The organism is Nostoc sp. UIC 10630 (assembly GCF_010747425.1).
GTDB lineage: Bacteria > Cyanobacteriota > Cyanobacteriia > Cyanobacteriales > Nostocaceae > Nostoc.
Window position 1 is genome coordinate 1 of record NZ_JAAGOG010000057.1, and the last position, 19,591, is coordinate 19,591.

Below are 19,591 nucleotides of genomic sequence, written 5' to 3' on the forward strand. Positions count from 1 at the left end.
TTTATTACTTCATAAGTAACAGAGATGTTGACAGTATTGTAAATTAACGATGAAATATCCTATTTATAAATATAAATCCATCGTTATTATCATCAGATTTTAAGATTTTTGAATGATAGTAAATTTAGGAAAATAGTTATTAATTTTCTGTTGATTTCAACTTGTTAGCTCTAACCTAAAAATTAGCTTTTATTAATAATTATTATTAAACACATATTCAATTTTTTTATTAACAGTAAAACTAGTTCTTGGTAATTCGCTTATGTATGTAGCTGTATGGCCTGGGAATGTATATCCCTTGGGTGCTAGTTGGGATGGGAAAGGTACGAATTTTGCTTTATTTTCGGAAAATGCAACAGGTGTAGAACTTTGTTTATTTGATGCTGACAATCATGAAATTCGCTTGCCTTTAACAGAAAAAAATAATTTTGTTTGGCACGCTTATCTACCAGGAGTAGGGCCTGGGCAACGCTATGGATTTAGAGTACATGGCCCTTGGGCCCCAGAACTTGGTCATCGCTTCAACCCTAATAAACTATTAATTGATCCCTATGCCAAGGCAATTGATGGGGAAATTAGCGATACCGCAGCTATTTTTGGCTACTCTTTAGATGCGCCAGAACAAGACTTAGCTTTTTCTGATTTAGATAATGCCGAAACTATGCCGAAGTGTATTGTTGTCGATCAATCCTTTGATTGGGGAGATGACAAACTACTTTCTATACCGTGGCACGAAACTATTATTTATGAAACTCACGTTAGAGGTTTTACTAAATTACACCCAGAAATTCCAGAAGAATTACGTGGTACCTATGCAGGGCTGGCACATCCAGTTGCAATTCAATATCTCCAACAACTAGGAATCACATCTGTGGAATTGATGCCTGTACATCACTTTTTATCTTCTCCAGGATTTCTGGTAAATAAAGGACTGAAAAACTATTGGGGTTACGATTCCATTAATTATTTCACCCCCTACTCTGGTTACAGTGCTAGTGGCTCAGTCGGACAACAAGTGACCGAGTTTAAGCAAATGGTCAAGGACTTACACTCTGCTGGCATTGAAGTAATTTTAGATGTAGTTTATAACCACACTGGCGAAGGCAATCATTTAGGGCCAACATTATCGCTACGAGGCATCGATAATGCTGTGTACTACCGCTTGGTCAAAGATAATTCCCGCTACTACATGGACTTCACAGGCTGCGGCAACTCTCTCAATGTGCGTCATGCCCAAGTTCTGAAGTTAATCATGGATAGCCTGCGCTATTGGGTAACAGAAATGCATATTGATGGCTTTCGCTTTGATTTAGCCTCAGCATTGGCGCGAGAACTATATGAAGTAGATAATCTTGCAGCTTTTTTTGATATTATTCATCAAGATCCAATTCTGGCAGATGTAAAGCTGATTGCTGAACCTTGGGATTTAGGAGAAGGTGGTTATCAAGTTGGCAATTTTCCTTTACGTTGGTCTGAATGGAATGGCAGATATCGTGATACTGTAAGGGATTTTTGGCGTGGTGAGGATGATAGCCTCGGACAATTTGCTTACTGTTTTACTGGTAGCCCTGACCTTTACCAAGCAAACGGGCGTAATCCCAGTGCCAGTATTAATTTCATTACTGCTCATGATGGTTTCACGCTCAATGATTTGGTCAGCTACAACGAAAAGCATAATCAGGACAACGGCGAAGATAGCCGGGATGGGGAAAGCCATAACCGCTCTTGGAATTGTGGTGTAGAAGGAGAAACCAATGACCCAGATGTAATTCGCTTACGGCAACGTCAGCGACGTAACTTTTTAGCAACTCTAATGCTGTCTCAAGGCATACCCATGCTATTAGGAGGAGACGAAATTGGTTGCACTCAGAAGGGTAACAACAATGTATACTGCCAAGATAATGAAATTGCCTGGCGTGATTGGAGTTTACAAAAGTCTAATTCCGAACTACTAGATTTTGCCCGCGAACTCATTTATTTTCGTCATCAGCATCCAGTATTTCGGCGGCGTAAGTGGTTTCAAGGCCGTCCTATTCACGGTTTTGGGATCAGTGATATTGGTTGGTTTAATGACGATGGCAGCGAAATGACTGAAAAGCAGTGGCTAGTTAGTTATGCCAAAGCTATGGAAATTTTCTTGAATGGCGAGGGTATTGTTACTCCTGGCCGCCGTGGTGAACGGATTATTGATGAGAGCTTTCTGCTGTTTTTTAATGCTCACTACGAAACGATTGAGTTTGCTTTACCCAATGTTTTCAAAGACAGGGAATGGGAAATAGTTATTGACACCAACGAATCTCGCTTCCTTAGCCCAGGAAAGTTGGTTATGGGTGAGCAAACTGTGCCAGTTACAGACCGCTCTCTCATGGTGTTACGTCGTCTTGCTTCGTAAGACAAAAATCATAGGAGCGATCGCGCCTATGACAAAATAAAAAATTGAGTGACCGTTGTGAAGTGCGATTAGGAAAGCGATCGCACTTCACAATGGTCATTTGAAGTATAAAGTAAACTCCGTTAAAACCTACTTACTATTTGAAGGAACTAATGTAGTTATTCAGCAGACATCTCCAACTGGTTAATCTATCTGATTTTTCACGGTAAGTTCTCAAACAACCCGGCTTTTATACAGGCTGATTGTCAACAATTATAGATTAATGAAAATACCTAACCTAAAATCAGGGTTGGAGAAAACTGATTGACTTGATCGGCACTTCTTTTTGTATTTCTTTATGTCTAACAAAAAGAAGTGCTAAATGTGGATAGTAATATTAAAAAATTCTCGGTATGTGTCACTCAATCTACAGGTTTTTTAGATGATGAAACAGAGACAGGCAAGTATATACAAATACACTCAGCTACTTTGGAGTGTTTTGTTAGTGTTGGTAATTTGGAATGTACCCCAATCCGCTCTGGCAGATGTCAACTCACAGGAGATAAATGCAATTATTCACACGCGGGATATTGCCCTGCAAGCCATAAACACCCGCGATTTTACCAAAATACAGCCTTACTTGCACCCAAACTTCACAATCACAACGGTTGATAATCAGACTTTTCATCAAGTCCCTGAGTTTGAAAAGTACTGGAATCAGCAATTTTCCAGTTCCATTAAAGATATTAAAATGCAATTAAAGGGAGATACTCTCAGAACATTTCTTACTCCAGAAATTGATGTTGCCTCTGGAGAAGCGATCGCATCTTTCTCTTTCAAAGATGGCAAAGCAGCTGATATGGCGTTGCGATGGACAGCAGTGCTACAAAAACTCCAAGATAAATGGACGATTCAATCGCTACATTTCTCCTCCAATCTCCTGAATAACCCGGTGTTGAATGCTGCTCAACAATTGGGACGAATTCTAGCAGTTGCAGCAGGAGTCGGCGGTTTCCTTCTGGGAGCAGTGACGATGCTATTATTACGTCGCAAGACTAAGCCACGAACCGAAAGGATATAGCAAATAAAGTGGGAAGAAGCACCTATCAGCCTAGTAAAAATATTAGCTTTCATCGCCGTCTCAAAGCAACCATAGTAGTTTTATTAGTTTGGGGTAGCGTGAGTTTGCTGCACTGGCTACCAGAAACACAATGGTTGATGCTGGGATTAACGGCAGTCCTGACTGTGCAAACATTAAAGATGCTGTTAGCAAAACCAGTGGCGGCGGTGATGGAGAATGAGATTAATTTACCGCCAGTCTCGATTTTAGTTCCAGCTAAAAATGAAAGTCCAGTCTTGGCTAATCTAGTTTACAGCCTATGCCAATTAAATTATCCCAGCGATCGCCTAGATATCTGGGTTGTTGATGACGGTAGTACCGATGAAACTCCCCAGGTTTTGAGGAAATTACAAACTCAATTTCCATCTTTGCAAGTTCATCAGCGGGAATCAAAAGGTGGTAAATCAGGGGCGTTGAATGCGGTGTTTCCCTTTACTCAAGGGGAAATTATCTTAGTCTGCGATGCAGATGCTCAATTAAGAGCCAATTTTCTCCAGCAAACAGTACCTCTGTTTCAAAAGCAAGCGATCGGTGCAGTGCAAGTGCGAAAAGCGATTTCTAATGCTAATACCAATTTCTTGACCCGTTGCCAGCAAATGGAAATGTGCTGTGATAGCTTTCTGCAAACCCATCGCATTGCTATTGGTGGAATGTCTGAACTGCGCGGTAATGGGATGTTAGTTCGTCGGGAATTGTTAGAAAAGTGTCAAGGTTGGAATGAGAACACTGTCACCGATGATTTGGATCTTTGCTTCAAACTCTATTTAGCAGGTGCAGAAATCGAGTTTGTTACAGTTCCATCAATTCAAGAAGAAGGTGTAACTACTTGGAAAAAACTTTGGTATCAACGCTGTCGTTGGGCTGAAGGTGGCTATCAGCGTTACCTGGATTATTTCCCGCAAATTCTTACTTTAGGTTGGGCGAAAGAAATCGATTTATTATTGTTTTTTCTATTGCAATTTCTTCTACCAATTGGACTAATACCTGATTTACTTTGGACAATATTTTATAGCCATCATCCAGTTCTGTTTCCACTCCAGACACTACTCAGCATAATTTTGACAATTGCCTTTATTGCTGGACTTTACCAATTTCAAAATTTACGAGGATGGTCTTTGGTTTGGGCAACAATTCAAGGGTCATTGTACATGGTGCATTGGATTCCTGTGATGATTGTCACAACTTTAAAAATGTGTGTGCAAAGGGAGCGATCACACTGGGTGAAAACTGAGCATCGTGGTGGAACGACATAAAGAAAATGAAATATAGTGTTAAATTTATCGAATTGCCAGATAATTGGTGCAAATCGTAGGATTACTTTTAGTTGAGCAAAGGGGCTTAAATGTCTAAAGTAGAAGGCTTTAGGGTAAGAAATTACAGAGTTCTTCGCGATATCACCTTGGGAAAGTTGTGGAACACACAGAATGCCAAGCCATTAACCTCAATGACAGCCGTCATCGGTAAAAATGGTGTGGGAAAAAGCACTATTTTCGACACTTTTGGCTTTCTTGCAGACTGCTTGAAAAATGGAGTAGAGGAAGCGTGCGATTCTCGTGGACGTGGGGGCTTTGAGAGAATTCGTTCCCAAGGACAAGAGGGAAGTATTGAGTTTGATATTTATTATAAAGAGGATCATAATGCCCGGCCAATTACCTATGAGTTGGCAATAGATATTGACTCGTCTGGAAGACCTTATGTAAAGAGGGAAAGACTCAGACAACGAAGGAAAGGACAAAGCAAGGGACAACCTTTTTCTTTTCTAATACTTAATGAAGGTAGAGGAATTGCATGGAAAGGTGAACAAGAAGGCAAACAAGTTGAGGAAGAAAAAAGTGATTTTGATTTGTCAAAATTAATAGAAAAAATACAGAGAGGTGAAGGGGAAGAGGAAAGTAAGGAAACTGAGGTAGTTGAACTTGACGATAAGCGAAAACTGGGAATTGCAACTTTGGGTTCACTCAAGCAACACCCAAGAATTTCTGTATTTCGGAGATTTATTGAAGGATGGTATTTAAGCTATTTTACTCCAGATGCTGCACGAAGCTTGCCTCTGGCTGGGCCACAAAAGCATCTGAATATTCATGGTGATAATTTGGGTAACGTAGTCCAGTTTATGGAAAGGGAACATCCTAAAAAGTTTCAATCCATACTTGAAAAGATATCTAGCAAAATTCCAGGTGTTAACAAGATTAGCACCGAAAGAAGTCCAGATGGAAGACTACTACTGCGTTTCAACGATAAGGGTTTTCAAGATCCATTTTATGCCCAAAATATGTCAGATGGAACACTTAAGGTATTCGCTTATCTCCTCTTGTTAGAAGATCCCTCACCACCACCATTTTTGTGTATTGAAGAACCAGAAAATGGACTTTATCATAAACTTTTAGAAACCCTAGCACGAGAATTTAGGGAACACGCAACAGGTCATAAAGGTGGCTCACAAATATTTGTAACAACACATCAGCCATATTTTGTAGATGCCCTTGAACCTGACGAGGTTTGGGTCTTAGAAAAGGGCGAGGATGGATTTGCGAAAATTAAGCGAGCTAGTGAAGATCCTCTGATCAATAACCTTGTTTCTGAAGGTTTACCTCTTGGCGGACTTTGGTACAGTGACTATTTGGATGCAAGTTGAGTATATGCACTTTGAGATACTCGTTGAGGATATTTCCGGTAAAATTGCTCTTGAGATTCTTGTCCCAAAAATTATTAACACCGAACAACACACATTTAATATCCATCATTACAAAGGAATAGGGCGTATTCCTAAAAATCTAACATCTACTTCTGATCCCAAAAAACGAATTTTGCTCGACCAGTTGCCGAGACTTGTTCAAGGCTACGGCAATACATTTGCCAATTATACCCCTGATTATCATGCTGTCCTCATAATCATTTGCGATCTTGATGATCGATGCCTGAGTGCTTTTCGAAAAGAACTACTTGAACTCGTAAATTCTTGTAATCCTAAGCCAAAGACACAATTTTGTATTGCTATTGAGGAAGGAGAAGCATGGTACTTGGGTGATTTAGCAGCAGTGAAGGCAGCTTATCCGAGTGCAAAACAAGCAGTTCTAAATTCATACACCAACGATGAGATTTGTGGCACATGGGAGAAGTTAGCTGACGCAGTATATTCTGGTGGTTGCCAAAAGTTATCTAAACTTGCTTATCAGGTAATTGGTAAAGAGAAAGCAATTTGGGCTGAAAGGATATCTCCCCTTATGGACATTGGCAATAATCAATCACCAAGTTTCTGCTATTTTCGAGATCAGCTTCGACGTTTAAGTAGGGAGTAGAGCAAACAAGGGCAACAAACAATTATGTTAGACTTGCTGATTCAAAACGGATTAATTTTCGATGGCTTAAGTTCTCCACCTGTGCGCGGAGATATTGGTATTCAAAACGGCCGCATTGTCACCCTTGCACCCTCTTTAACTACCCCAGCGCATGAAGTGGTTGATGCTTCTGGGTTATGGGTGACACCTGGATTTATAGATATTCATACCCACTACGACTTAGAGTTAGAAATTGCACCAGGTTTGAGCGAATCAGTGCGTCATGGTGTTACCAGCGTGGTTATTGGTAACTGTAGCTTGTCTGTTGCGATCGCAGAACCCCAAATCCTGGCTGATATTTTTCAGAGGGTAGAGACACTTTCCCATCGGCTGATTGCAAAATGGCTACAAAAGTCGGTTTCCTGGCAGACACCAGCAGAATATTTACAGCATTTGCAACAGTTACCCCTTGGCCCCAATGTTGCCCCAATGTTTGGACACAGTGCCTTACGCGCTCATGTGATGGGATTAGAACGCAGTTTAACCGTTCAGCCGACAAAATTTGAACTAAATCTTATGCAGCGCATAGCCAGAGATGCAATAGATGCTGGCTTTATTGGCATCTCTATTGATATGTTTCCTTGGCATCGGATGAGTGGAGAATGGCAAGGCTGTACAATTCCTTCTCAACACGCCAAATTTAAAGAATATGCAATGTTGGCGGATTTATGTCGGCGGTGCGATCGCGTTTTTCAAGTCACACCCAACTTACAACGACTTGCTTCCTTTGTGGATATTCTGCGGATGGGTTCAGGGATTGGACAAAAACCACTGCGCCTAACTGTCCTCTCAGCCTTAGATGCCGTACACGATCGCAAACTATGGCGAATATTTTCCCCCCTACTATTTATTTGGAATCGGCTTCTAAATGGGAATGTGCGCTTTCAAACCCTAACCGAACCCTTCACCATTTACTCTGATGGATCTGTGACTCCCTTATTTGAAGAATTCTCCACAGGCGCACAACTCAATGGTTGTCAGTCACGAGAAGAAAGACAACAACTATGGGCATCGGAAATTTTTCGTCGTCAATTTCGCCAAGAATGGCTTAATAAACGGCGTAAATCATTCCATCGTCAGTTAGATTTGATGAAAGTTATTCACTGTCCTGAAGCAAGTTGGCAAGGGTTAAGTTTTGCGGAAATTGCTCGTCAAAAGCAACAAGAACCAGTGGATTTATTTATCCACGCATTACAAAAATACGACACAGATTTACGCTGGGTGGCGACAGGAGCAAACGATCGCCTAAAACCCCGTTTAGCGATGATGCAGCATCCTCATATTTTGCCTGGTTTTACCGATGCTGGCGCTCACGTCCGTAACCTGGGCTACTATGATGGAGCTTTGTCTTTGCTCAAACAAGCAGTTGCAACGAAATTTCTTTCACCTGAAGCTGCGATTTGCCGCGTTACCGGAGAACCTGCTGGTTGGTTTCGTCTTGATACGGGAGTTCTCAAAGTTGGTGCGAAAGCGGATATAGTTTTACTCGATCCTAATGGTTTAAATCAGCCAATTAGCCCGCAGGTACAGATATCAGATCCAGTTTTAGATGGTGAACCTCGGATGGTTAAGCGTGGTTCGGATGAGATTGTGCAAGCTGTGTATATTAATGGGGTTCAGGTTGTTTGTCGGGGGAAAGTGAGCGATCGCTTGGGGCGTGAAAAGTTGGGAACTGTTTTGTCACCATTTACTTAGAGATTATGGGCAAACTACATTGATGTTGTGTTAGTCATAGCCTCTAAATTTATGTCAGATTACTTGTTTTCCCAGTTTAAAGCCAACGAATTTGAAGCCTTGCATAAGGAGTTATCTCAAGTTCTCGATATTCCACAAGGTCAACTACTAGCTCTCTATCAGAAGATGCAGCAAGAATTTGAATTAGAGGGCTATCCCGAACAGACTCTTCCCAGAAATATTTTCCACTCTCACGACGAAAGTTTTCAGAAATGCTACGAAGACGCTTTAGTTATTGGAGTAGATATTCCCAGTCTCCTTGAAAAGAACAATAATATTTCCAACAAGAAAACTGTTGTTATCCTCGGACAAGATCCTTTAAGAAAAAGTGATAAAAGAGTGGAGAAAATTGGTATTGCAACACCATACGCTTTACACTTGAAGAGTTGTCGGGAGAAGTTGCGTAATACAAGACTGTACTTTGATTTGATCAAAGTTTTACTAGATGCAGGATACCGAGTCTACCTCACAGACATTTTCAAGGTATGGGTCAGTGAGGCTAGTTGCGATGACGGTATTCCTCTGAGTAAGAAAGATGGTAGTCGCTTCATTCAAGTTCTGAAGACAGAGTTAAAAATTTTTGAACCACTTGCGATCGTTACCTGGGGAAAAAAAGCAAGTACCGCCATTAAAAGTATAAAATTAGAAGTCAAACCCCTTGAGTTTCCTCATCCTAGTGGTGCAGCAAATGGTGCTTGGCGTGAACTAATGGGTAAACCACCAACGCGAGAAAACCGGATTAATTACTGGCAGCAAGAAGTTTTTGCCCACTTATCAGGGTTGTAGACAAGGATAATTGCCAGTGCGTTGGTGCAACCCGCCGTAGGCATCGTTCTTCCTGTCCGCTACGTTAACGAAACATAACGCACTATTTTTATGAGAGTAATACCTACGACGGGTGGAGCGATCGCTTTATTCAGCAATTGTGCCTCACAGATAATCACTTCTCAATAACTTGTAAAATTTAAACAGCGAATAATTCCTCGATTCTTATGAGTGAAAAGCTCCAGACCGAAAAAGACAAGCTACAGGCAAGCACTAGTATAAACATAAATAAAGAAACAGAAAACGAAAAAGTTCTATGTCCTCATTGTCAGCGCACTGCTACGAACGGTATTAAATGTAAAGGTATTTGTGTGGCTGACAATGACTATTAACGTATAAATTCTATTACTCGCTGGTAAGTATGATTGTTTTAGTTCATGTGGAAGGCTAAAACCATCAATAGTATGAATTAAGGCGATAGTTTAGATCAAAAGGAATCATAAGTTGCCGTGAAGGAAAGCATCTACATTGAAACCAGCATCTTAGGTCACTTGACCGCCAGAGCAACAGACAACCTCATTCTTGCTGCCAACATCAAGATCACACAAGACTGGTGGAATGAAAATCGTAGTTCATTCATACTGTATGCTTCATAAATTGTTGAGGATGAAGCAGCTAAGGGAGATCCAGCGATCGCATCTCAAAGGTTGAGTATGTTACAATCCTTGATGCTCCTTGAACTCACAGAAGAGGCTCTAGAGCTTGCCCAAGCATTCCTCAGCCAAAGTAATCTCCCACCAAAAGCATCAAACGATGCTTTGCATATAGCATTGGCAACAGTGTATGGCTTGGACTATCTGCTAACATGGAACTGCAAACATATGGCAAATGCCCAAATCCAGCGCAAGCTATCACAAATTAGCTCTGAACTTGGATATGTTTTACCAGTTATTTGTACACCTTATGAACTTATAGGATATAACCAGGAGACTTAATTATGTACAAAAACGAAATAGTTGAAGAAATTCACAAGTATAGAGAAGATTACGCTCAATCATTTCAATATGATTTGCAAGCTATATTTAACGATTTACAAAGAAAACAAACAGAACACAAGGATAGACTGGTAAGACTCCCAATCAAGCGGGGGTATAACAAATCACTGAATCAAAATGCAAGCTAGATCATCATTATTAATGAAGGCAGCAGACTCAATAAATCAGTGTTGATTGTCATGCGCTTTTGAAGACAGTAGTCTTGATCCATTGTTTGTAAGGCGACAAGCCCATACGATATCTGAGGAAACTCACATCTTTTCATGAGTGAGATCAATTCTAATCCTAAACAAAAAGTAAGAAATCGGATTAATAATCAAATTCTGGATCATCCTTTTACAGACTATTGGGATATTTTTATTCTTAAACATCAACATCCAATTAATATTACTCTACACATTCTAGGAATATTCTTTTTTTACAGTTTGCTTTTTTTTACTTGGAAGTTGCAAAATTTTTGCTTACTCTTAGCCTTACCGTTAACTCAATTATTGGGATTAACTGGACATTTTTTATTTGAGCGTAGCCATATTGATTTACAAGATGCTGTATTTTCTTGGCGGGCTTCTTATTGTTTAGGTAAAATGTTATTTAGAATTTTGACGGGTAAATATCGAGATGATATTCGCCAACGGCAAGAAATATTAAATAATTATCTATCAAACAATTATGCAAATATTCAATAATTGGAATGTAATTGCTCAGGGTTGGTATATTGCCTGTCCTAGTGATGAAATCCCTAAAAAAACAGCAAAATCTGTAGAAGTATGCGGTCATAAGATTGCCATTTTTAGAGGTGAAGATGGTCAAGTACGCGCTTTAGATGCTTACTGCCCTCATTTGGGGACAGATTTAGGAATTGGGAAGGTTGATGGTAATTGGATTCGTTGTGCATTTCATCATTGGGCATTTGATGAAATAGGGTTTTGTCAAAATATTCCCTGTCAATCAGAAATTCCTACTCAAGCTAAATTGCAAGCTTATGCAACAGAGGAAAAGTATGGATTTATCTGGATTTATCCAGATGCTAAAGCACCAGAGGGAGTGGCTGATTTTGATGAATTGAAGGGAAAAGAAATTATTGCACAAGCTGATATTGCATTTGCAAGAAGTTGCCATCATCATATTTGTATGATGAATGGGATTGATGCTCAACACTTAAAAACAATTCATCATTTAGATATCAAAATGGATTTGTCGCTACATCGCAGCGAATTAGGGACGCAAATTGACTTTACAATGCGGGGACAATTCCCCAAAACTACATTTCGAGAAAAGTTAGGTCAAAGATTTCTTGGTTCTACATATCAATATTCAATGCGTTATGCTCATGGTTGCCTTGGCTTGTTAACAATGATGAAGGATGTTAGGCTTTTTCCGCCACTGTATATGATATATGCTTATACTCCAATTGCGCCTGAAAGAACGATAATTCAACCGATTTATGTAACTGAAAAACGTAAAGGTATTCTAGGGTATCTGCTTAGTCAGTTTTTGCTATTCTCTACTCGCTTGGCTTACTATATGCTTAGAGATGAAGATGGCAAAATTTACGATAATATTCACTTTAATCCGAATTTACTCCTTAGTATCGATCGGCCATTAGCTGAATATATGAAGTATGTGAATCAGTTAAAACCGTCTCGATGGTCAAAAAATAGGGGTGTAGAATAGTAGGTTGGATTAGCGATCGCTTAACCCAACAAAAGCTTTGGTAATGTTGCGTTTTGTTTCTCAATCTAAATACATCTTAATTATTTTGTAGAGTGCGCGATTTACATCAACTCTTATTCAAAAGGTGCAAGATGTGAATACAGAATTGTAGCGTAGATAACCATTCTGGAATCTGTCACATTACACCGTAAATTTACCATAATGGTCGATAAAGTTTTAATGAAATATCATACAAATCGAGTCTAGGTAATTTACGAGTAATGAAAAGTTTGCTGATTCCTGTTCAAAATTTGCAGCCAAGCGATCGCACCGCCATGTATGCGTTGCTGCAAAATCACTTTCAAGGTATAACCTGGGATGGGTTTGAAATTGATCTAGAGCGCAAAAACTGGGTTTTGTTGTTGAGAGATGAAACATCCAATGCACTCAAAGGATTTTCAACTTTGATGTTATGCCACAAGACTTTTTTGGGAGAAAAAATTAGTGTGGTATATTCCGGCGACACTATCGTAGATCCTAGTGCTTGGTCGAGTACAACACTACCACGAAGTTGGATTGCTGCCATCAATTTTCTGCGTCAACACTATGCAGAAAATAAACTTTACTGGTTGCTAATTTGCTCTGGTTTTCGTACTTATCGTTTTCTCCCTACCTTTTGGCAAGATTTCTACCCCCGTTATGATGTTACAACACCTGCCGATGTTAAACATCTAATGGGTAATTTGGCACAGGAATATTATGGTAGCTTATATCAAGAAGCAAGTGGTATTGTCCGGTTTCCGCATCCCCAAATTTTACGGGAAGGGCTGATTGAAATTCCATCAGGACGACAAACTAATCCCCATATCCAATTTTTTGAGGAAAAAAATCCCGATTATCGGTTAGGGGATGAATTAGTTTGTTTAACTGAAATTAATTATGACAATCTCACCCGTTCTGGACAACGGATGTGGAAGTCAGAATCATCTTTAAAATTTGTGCAAGATTGTGTTCTTGTTTAACTTTTATGCTATCTACTAACCCACACTTAAACTTTAATAACCCAACACAATTTATAGAAGGATGGTACTGGACATTAGCATCAAAAAAATTAAAGCTTGGCCAGGTAAAAGCTATAACTTTGCTAGGTAGAAATCTGGCAATTTATCGGGGAGTTAGTCGTCAGGTAGTAGCTATAGATGCTTATTGTCCACACATGGGCGCACATTTAGCAGAAGGTAAGGTAGAAGGTGATGGGATTCGCTGCTTTTTTCATAATTGGAAGTATGACAGTCGCGGAATTTGTGTAGATGTTCCTTCTCTCGGAAAACCGCTACCTGTGTGTATTAAAACTTGGTACACGGCAGAAAAATACGGCATGATTTGGGTTTGGGCGGGAGAAGAAAAGCCAAATTCGCTGCCTTTTGTACCAGAATTAGAACAGGCAGATTGTGATTATATATTGGGAACTCGCTTTGTCAAAAATTGCCATCCCAATGTCTTACTAATTAATGCGATAGATGCTCACCATTTCAATACAGTACACAATTTACCTTTAGAGATTGTATTTGATTCTCAAAACCTCAACCCCAACGCTATTACCTTCAGTAACACTACACGGGGAGGGGATGATTCTTGGTTAATTCGCCTGATTCGTCCTCTATATCGCAAGGAAGTTACTTATAGTATGTGTTACTGGTATGGTAGTACTGGCACGGTGACGCTAGGCCCGGATTTTCTGCACTTCTACATTATATTTACACTGCGAATGATAGAAGGTGGTAAAACTGAAGGGCAAACAATTCTTGTGACTCCCAAGCGTCCGGGATTTTGGGGATGGGTTTTAAATCGTGGTTTATTATGGTTAACTCAGCAGGTTGGTAATTACTTCGCAAAAGGGGATACACAGGTATTTCAAACAATTCAGTTTGATTTAAAGACTCCCACTAAAGCAGATCAATCTATTCTGGAATTTATTCAGCACGTTAATCACCAGAAAACCTTAAGCTGGGGGACTTGGGACACTGTTAATTATCCAAATATTCAAACCCTATCAACACCTAGCCCTGAACATGGATTCAAAATATAACATTGCCGGTTTTGATCTACCGCACACAGATTCTGATGACCGTTTGCGACGGATATTAACAGCAGCGTTACCCAATCAGAATAATTATGCTAATTACCCGCAATTAAATTATTGGAATGCAGAATTTTTTAACTTATATCAAGTCAAAATTTTTCAACAATCTAATATTACTGAACAATCAGCTATTCTAGAACTTGCCAACCGCAGCTTGTTAGAAGAATCATATTTCATTGAGAAAGCAGGTGTTGGCTACATGGCAAAAATGGTACTTTTCGCCGAAACAGTTGAAGAACGAATGCTTTATGGATTGTTTACGGCTGATGAAGCTACCCACCTTCACCAAATTAGCCATTTTTTACCAGAAATGGAAGTAACTAGCACAAACGATCCGTTTTTGCACTTACTATCAGAAGTGGTTGAAAGTGCAGATAAAACAGTTTTGTTGTTTGTGCTGCAAGTCGTTTTAGAAGGATGGGGTTTAAGCCATTATCGGCGTTTAGCAAAGGAATGTTGCTATCCAGTTTTAGCAGAACTTTTTTCCAGCTTTTTACAATCTGAATCCCGTCATCACGCTACGGGAACCACCTTATTTAATCAAATTACTGTTTCAGCATTCAGTCAAACAACAATTCTCGATGTATTGGCACAGTTTTTATTTATGGTACAGGTGGGGCCGCAAAGTTTACTTGCAGCAATCGAACAAGTCAAAGGACATCTGACGCGATCGCAAAAAATCCAAATTTTAGAAGAACTAGATACACAGACTCATAGCGGAACGCGATTACAAATATTGCGATCGCTTATGGGGGGAACATCAGCCCAGTCTATCCTGCAAAATTTAGAAGAACGCGGAGCCTTTGAACCACTCCCTGCCCATCAATGTGTGTGATAAATATCAATCTTATCTCTGCGTGAAATAAAAACGGATATGGAAAAAACTATTCATCGCAAATTACAAATTAACCACACCCGCAACAAACAGCAAGATCATACTGCTTTAATGGATGAGGCAGTTACCAATTTTCGCTATGAAAATTGTCAAAACGAGTATTGGAACCCAGAAGAATTTTCCCTGCTATATGGCACACCTTTATGGGAACAATCCAGCCAACATCAGCGTATAATTTTGAACCAACTTTACTGGGTAGCTTACTACTCACAAATTGTTTCTGCGGAAATTGCAACTATCTTTTTCAATCAAACCAGTGCAGCGGGACTTTACGCTCAAGAAGAGTTTCGCTTAATCTGCGATACCTTAGATTTGGAATCCACCCAAGAGCGATCGCACATTAACGCCTTCCGCACAATTGCCAAACAAGTTGAACAAGCTTTGTTTGGGGAACTTATCTTTACCTACCCGATGCGCGGCCCCTTTACAGAAACGATGGTTTATGCTGACACCAATGCCCTAAAAACTTGGTGGAAAAAAATTCAACTTCAATACTTTGGGCTGATTTCTGCGAATAATACTTTTTTGGCTTGTCAGTATTTCACAGTCCGGGGAGTGCGGACACTAAACGGCAAGTTAGTACAGCACAAACTCAGCAATTATTATCAAAAACATCCCCATCCTGAAGCTGCTCCAATTCCTGCTAAAGTCTCTTATTATCACTTCATGGATGAAAGCTTTCACTTCAATAGTTCGACTATTATATCTCACGATGTTGTCACTTGCCTGAAGCCACCAACTGCTTATGAGCGACTGGTAGCTAATTTAGGATTGCTGGGATGCCAGAAGGATCATTTTCATTTTTCGGCGGCGATAAACGGTATTTTCTGGTACGATCCTGCGTTGTATGGCAAGATTTATCGGGTGTTGCGATCGCCCATTTTTGAGATGAGTGACAAGGATGCTAAAGAAATGATGCAGCGTTGTTTTACGGAAGAGTCGGAAGGATTGCAGCGCAGTTTTTCAACTCATCAGGAAGCGATGAAATCTTATCAGGTGTATGTTGAAAGACTCGATTATCTTTGGCAACGTAATCGGGATATGTTGCTGATGGCTACTAATTCAATTTCTCGATATTTGGCGACTCAAAAAAGAGCTTTTCAAGGTTTTGAACAGCAAGAGGATTTGTTTATATCTCACGTAGAGACGCAGAGGCGCACAGAGGAATGGAAGAGTGTTGTTTAGGTAAAGTTGTTACGTATTATGGCTGACTTCTGTACAATATCCTTTCCGGGAAGTGATTTTCTTCCTATCACTCTGGAATGTCATCAAAGTTTGTCTGAACATCTCACGATTCAGAATTCACCTGTTTTGTTTGGTTGTCGGACTGGTATTTGTGGCACTTGTTTGGTTGAGGTTATTGGTGATATTCCTCCTCCTCAACCTGATGAACAGGAAATGCTGGAGGCATTAGCAGCTAATCATCCTCATGGGCGGTTAGCTTGTCAAGTTGATGTTACAGGTAATGTTGAAATTCGGAGACTGGAATAATAGATTAGGTTAACGAGTGATTTCGTATTTTTATCCTCCTATAACAACGAACTAATCGCGTTGAAAAACACCTAGTGTACTATATGGATACCAATCTTGATCATCAATATTAACGCCAATAACTAAGCATCGCTCTGCATTTGTTTCTGAAAACACTTTACTTGCAAGATTTTGCATTAAGTCGTGACGTTGGTCTTTCTGACGTTCTCGAAATGCTAATAATGCAATATTATCACATCTTTGTGGAAGATTTATGATGATTGAGTTAATATGTCCTGGCTTATACCAGTTTTTTTTAACATTCTTCGTAATCCTCTTAAACTCTTTTTCAGCTTTACGTTGATCGCTCAGAGAAACATTTAGTAACATAACTGCAACTTCTAACCAGCGATAAGGATGTCTTTGCTCTATACGAATTTGAATATCTTTCCACCATTTTATTAATTCTAAACTTGGCTTATTTCTAGTAATTTCGTGTTCTAAAGCAACATAGTATTCATCGATTTTCTTAGACATTCCTGAAATAATCAATTCTCTTGGATCAAATTCTGCTTTGCCAAGGTTGAAACCAGTTTCAAGATAAAATCCTAGTAAATCTAATTCATCGCCAATATATTGCATATTCTCTTCTAATTCAGTACGGCGTACTAGATAATGAATCTTCTCTGAAGCAGAAGTCAAAATGTCAAAGACAACCTCTAAATCAGCAAGTGCTATAGTTGGTGCAGCAGAAAATTCTTTATCTAACCAACCTGTATCACGTAGTTTTGATACTTGTGATTGGAGAGTTGCAAAATCTTCTAGTGTTACTGATAGACGAATAATATTTTGAATAGCATTTAAATCAAAGTTTAATTTCTTAAATGCCTCTGGATAAATCTGCTGAGTTTTTAATTCTTTGATTTTGTCTGAGAAACGCTTTGACTGAATAGCAGGATTTACGAGCAATTCCTGAATATCATTCTTAGCTGATTCTGGCGCTCCACGCAGTGCATATCTGGAAACAGCACCAGATTTAGCTTCAACAATTATAAGGTAAGAATCAATTTGCAAAAGGAAATCTGACTCATATTCTATATTTGAATCTTTCCACTTAAAGTTTTGTTTGAAGACAGCTTGAGGGAAAGCTTGCATAAATAGCTTCTTAACTTCATCCTCCAGAAATTTAGGACGACGCTTGTCCTGTACTTCACGTTTTAGTTCTTCAGCAGGCAAAAGACTATCAAGTGTCTGGAAAATAAAGCTAAAGAAAAGTTGTGGTGCTGCACAAAAATAGCTATTAGTTGGCAATTTAATTAAAGGTTTAGTCCAAACTGGGTTTCCAAGAAAAAAGTGTTCTGGATTAGAATCATTAAGATCGCCAAACTGATAGCTTAGTCTAGATAAAGCACATTCAACATCTACAGGTTCTAGATTTATCGAACTTGCCAATTCCGCAGATGAGAACGAAAATAATTCAGTAAAAAATAGGTCAGTATGACTCAAAATTAGAAAACGCACTTCCTCAAGCGTTGCACCACGCTCTTTTAGGAAAGCAATTGCCTCATCTACTGAGCCTGATAGTTGGTATACTTCATAGTAAATTTTTATAGCTTGTTCTATAGTTCGTGCTTTAAACACAGACCTTATCTTCTGAAACCGCTCATTAATTACTTGCTCTACATGCTCAACCAGATAATCAAATACATCAATTAAAGATGTTGCTTCTAAACCAACTGATTTCTTGAACAATGGATCAAGATACAAATATAATCTTTTTGAAATTGAGATAACACGTCTTATATATCCCCAGTTGCGAACAATGCTTGTGTGTAATCTAAGCCATTCCTGTAATGTTAAAATAGCTTTTTTTTCTTCCGTTGTAGCCTTTTTAATTTGTACAAGTCGCTTTAGATTAAAGGTAATATCGAGCGAAACAAGTAAATCCCAAATCTCCTGAACTTGCTCTGGACTTACTGGTTCGTAAGAATGTTCCGAAAAAGGTGAACGTAGAGCTAATGCTTGAATAAGCTCCACATGAGCCTGATGAACTGTAGAATTTTTCTTTTTAGAGGTCTTTCCTGTGTTGGTCATGCCGACAGAAAGACCATAAACGGCAAGAACAGAAATTAAGTGTAAAAGGTTAACATTTTTAAGTATGTTTAACAGATGGTCAAAGGATTCTGTGAATTCTATTTCATATGATTTTCCAGCTTCAATAAGTATCTTACTCACAGCTTCTACAGGAACGCCAGTAAAAGGATTGTCAAGCTGTGTAAACATCAACTCGGTTGACTCTTGTCCAAATATTTTTGTGGTTTTATTCTTACGTTTATTAAGCTTACTGCGTTTGTTGTTTGGCATTTTTGTAAAAGTAGGGCAAATAATATATTAACAACTTTGCACCGTATCCTTAAAATCTTTAAAATTCAGCGCGATCGCTAGTTCCAAAATTCCTCTATCGACTTCACAAATATGTAAATCTGTCAAAATTTGTGCAATTGCATCTTGAGCAGCGATGTCTACGACGGGCTACGCCTACGCACCTGCTGCTTTGCGGACAATGTAATAGATGTTAGTAATTGTTGTTGCTGCAATAAACCCTTCGATCTCACCAGCATCAATTTTTGCAAACAGTTTTGCCGCATCCTCTACAAAAGGTTCTCGCTCTTGTAAAAAATCAAGCACAACATTTGTATCAATTAAAATTCGCATTATTGATATTTTTCAGTCAGATAGTTAACATAATCTACTTCAACATTTTCACTTGATATTTCTGTACCTTTTGCAATCCCTCGCAGTCGAGACAAGTTACCCTTTTTCAATTCAGAGCTAGTTTCTTGCTGTAGCGACTCCAAAAGGATCTGCACTAGTGTCCAGCGATCGCTAATTGGTAACTCTAATACCTGCTTTTGCAATTGTTGTAATGTCACGATCCTTTTCCCATGTGAGGTTATCTCATTTTTAATTGTAAATTAGCTCTTTTGGAATTTGATAGATACAGCAATGCAGTTCTACTCAAGACATTGCCATAATTTAAATACGAT

19 protein-coding genes are annotated in these 19,591 nt (G+C 39.2%); 16 read left to right on the plus strand and 3 right to left on the minus strand.

The window, feature by feature from the left end:
- The first annotated feature begins 262 nt into the window (after positions 1–262).
- From glgX to G1O98_RS15620, 16 genes are all read left to right on the plus strand, one after another.
- Positions 263–2,392: a glycogen debranching protein GlgX gene (glgX, locus tag G1O98_RS15545; protein WP_163929626.1), complete on the plus strand. Its 2,130-nt coding sequence runs from the start codon at positions 263–265 to the stop codon at positions 2,390–2,392.
- 421 nt (positions 2,393–2,813) lie between these two features.
- Positions 2,814–3,452, plus strand: coding sequence for a nuclear transport factor 2 family protein (locus G1O98_RS15550; protein ID WP_163929627.1), 639 nt, complete (start codon positions 2,814–2,816; stop codon positions 3,450–3,452).
- Between the two features lie 8 nt (positions 3,453–3,460).
- The gene (locus G1O98_RS15555) at positions 3,461–4,744 is read left to right on the plus strand and encodes a glycosyltransferase family 2 protein (protein WP_163929628.1); all 1,284 of its coding nucleotides are present in this window, start codon (positions 3,461–3,463) and stop codon (positions 4,742–4,744) included.
- Between the two features lie 89 nt (positions 4,745–4,833).
- Complete coding sequence (locus tag G1O98_RS15560; RefSeq protein ID WP_163929629.1) at positions 4,834–6,126, plus strand: AAA family ATPase; 1,293 nt, start codon at positions 4,834–4,836, stop codon at positions 6,124–6,126.
- Positions 6,116–6,790, plus strand: a complete 675-nt coding sequence (locus G1O98_RS15565; RefSeq protein WP_163929630.1) for a DUF4276 family protein — start codon at positions 6,116–6,118, stop codon at positions 6,788–6,790. The genes G1O98_RS15560 and G1O98_RS15565 overlap by 11 nt, the downstream gene beginning before the upstream one ends.
- Positions 6,791–6,814: 24 nt before the next feature.
- Positions 6,815–8,524, plus strand: coding sequence for a D-aminoacylase (locus tag G1O98_RS15570; protein WP_163929631.1), 1,710 nt, complete (start codon positions 6,815–6,817; stop codon positions 8,522–8,524).
- A 51-nt stretch (positions 8,525–8,575) separates the two neighbouring features.
- Entirely contained in the window at positions 8,576–9,349 is a 774-nt protein-coding gene (locus G1O98_RS15575) for a uracil-DNA glycosylase (RefSeq protein ID WP_163929632.1), read from the plus strand.
- A 692-nt stretch (positions 9,350–10,041) separates the two neighbouring features.
- Positions 10,042–10,323 (plus strand): hypothetical protein, encoded by a 282-nt coding sequence (locus G1O98_RS40005; RefSeq protein WP_243458451.1) that lies wholly within the window; start codon positions 10,042–10,044, stop codon positions 10,321–10,323.
- A gap of 2 nt (positions 10,324–10,325) precedes the next feature.
- Positions 10,326–10,511 (plus strand): hypothetical protein, encoded by a 186-nt coding sequence (locus G1O98_RS15585; protein ID WP_163929633.1) that lies wholly within the window; start codon positions 10,326–10,328, stop codon positions 10,509–10,511.
- 135 nt (positions 10,512–10,646) lie between these two features.
- A complete protein-coding gene (locus tag G1O98_RS15590) occupies positions 10,647–11,069 on the plus strand; it encodes an Mpo1-like protein (protein ID WP_163929634.1) in 423 nt (140 codons plus the stop codon).
- A complete protein-coding gene (locus G1O98_RS15595) occupies positions 11,053–12,057 on the plus strand; it encodes an aromatic ring-hydroxylating dioxygenase subunit alpha (protein ID WP_163929635.1) in 1,005 nt (334 codons plus the stop codon). Before G1O98_RS15590 ends, G1O98_RS15595 begins: the two co-directional genes overlap by 17 nt.
- Before the next feature lie 260 nt (positions 12,058–12,317).
- Positions 12,318–13,058, plus strand: coding sequence for a hypothetical protein (locus G1O98_RS15600; protein ID WP_163929636.1), 741 nt, complete (start codon positions 12,318–12,320; stop codon positions 13,056–13,058).
- Between the two features lie 5 nt (positions 13,059–13,063).
- Positions 13,064–14,125 (plus strand): aromatic ring-hydroxylating dioxygenase subunit alpha, encoded by a 1,062-nt coding sequence (locus G1O98_RS15605; protein WP_163929637.1) that lies wholly within the window; start codon positions 13,064–13,066, stop codon positions 14,123–14,125.
- Positions 14,109–15,014, plus strand: a complete 906-nt coding sequence (locus G1O98_RS15610) for a ferritin-like domain-containing protein (RefSeq protein WP_163929638.1) — start codon at positions 14,109–14,111, stop codon at positions 15,012–15,014. Before G1O98_RS15605 ends, G1O98_RS15610 begins: the two co-directional genes overlap by 17 nt.
- 39 nt (positions 15,015–15,053) lie before the next feature.
- Complete coding sequence (locus tag G1O98_RS15615; protein ID WP_163929639.1) at positions 15,054–16,259, plus strand: P-aminobenzoate N-oxygenase AurF; 1,206 nt, start codon at positions 15,054–15,056, stop codon at positions 16,257–16,259.
- Between the two features lie 18 nt (positions 16,260–16,277).
- Positions 16,278–16,565, plus strand: coding sequence for a 2Fe-2S iron-sulfur cluster-binding protein (locus tag G1O98_RS15620; protein WP_163929640.1), 288 nt, complete (start codon positions 16,278–16,280; stop codon positions 16,563–16,565).
- 51 nt (positions 16,566–16,616) lie between these two features.
- Here G1O98_RS15620 and G1O98_RS15625 read toward each other — a convergent pair whose 3' ends face one another.
- From G1O98_RS15625 to G1O98_RS15635, 3 genes are all read right to left on the minus strand, one after another.
- Positions 16,617–18,908: a hypothetical protein gene (locus G1O98_RS15625; protein WP_163929641.1), complete on the minus strand. Its 2,292-nt coding sequence runs from the start codon at positions 18,906–18,908 to the stop codon at positions 16,617–16,619.
- 174 nt (positions 18,909–19,082) lie between these two features.
- The gene (locus tag G1O98_RS15630) at positions 19,083–19,259 is read right to left on the minus strand and encodes a PIN domain-containing protein (protein WP_163929642.1); all 177 of its coding nucleotides are present in this window, start codon (positions 19,257–19,259) and stop codon (positions 19,083–19,085) included.
- Positions 19,259–19,477, minus strand: a complete 219-nt coding sequence (locus G1O98_RS15635) for a hypothetical protein (RefSeq protein ID WP_163929643.1) — start codon at positions 19,475–19,477, stop codon at positions 19,259–19,261. The genes G1O98_RS15630 and G1O98_RS15635 overlap by 1 nt, the downstream gene beginning before the upstream one ends.
- Between the last annotated feature and the right edge of the window lie 114 nt (positions 19,478–19,591).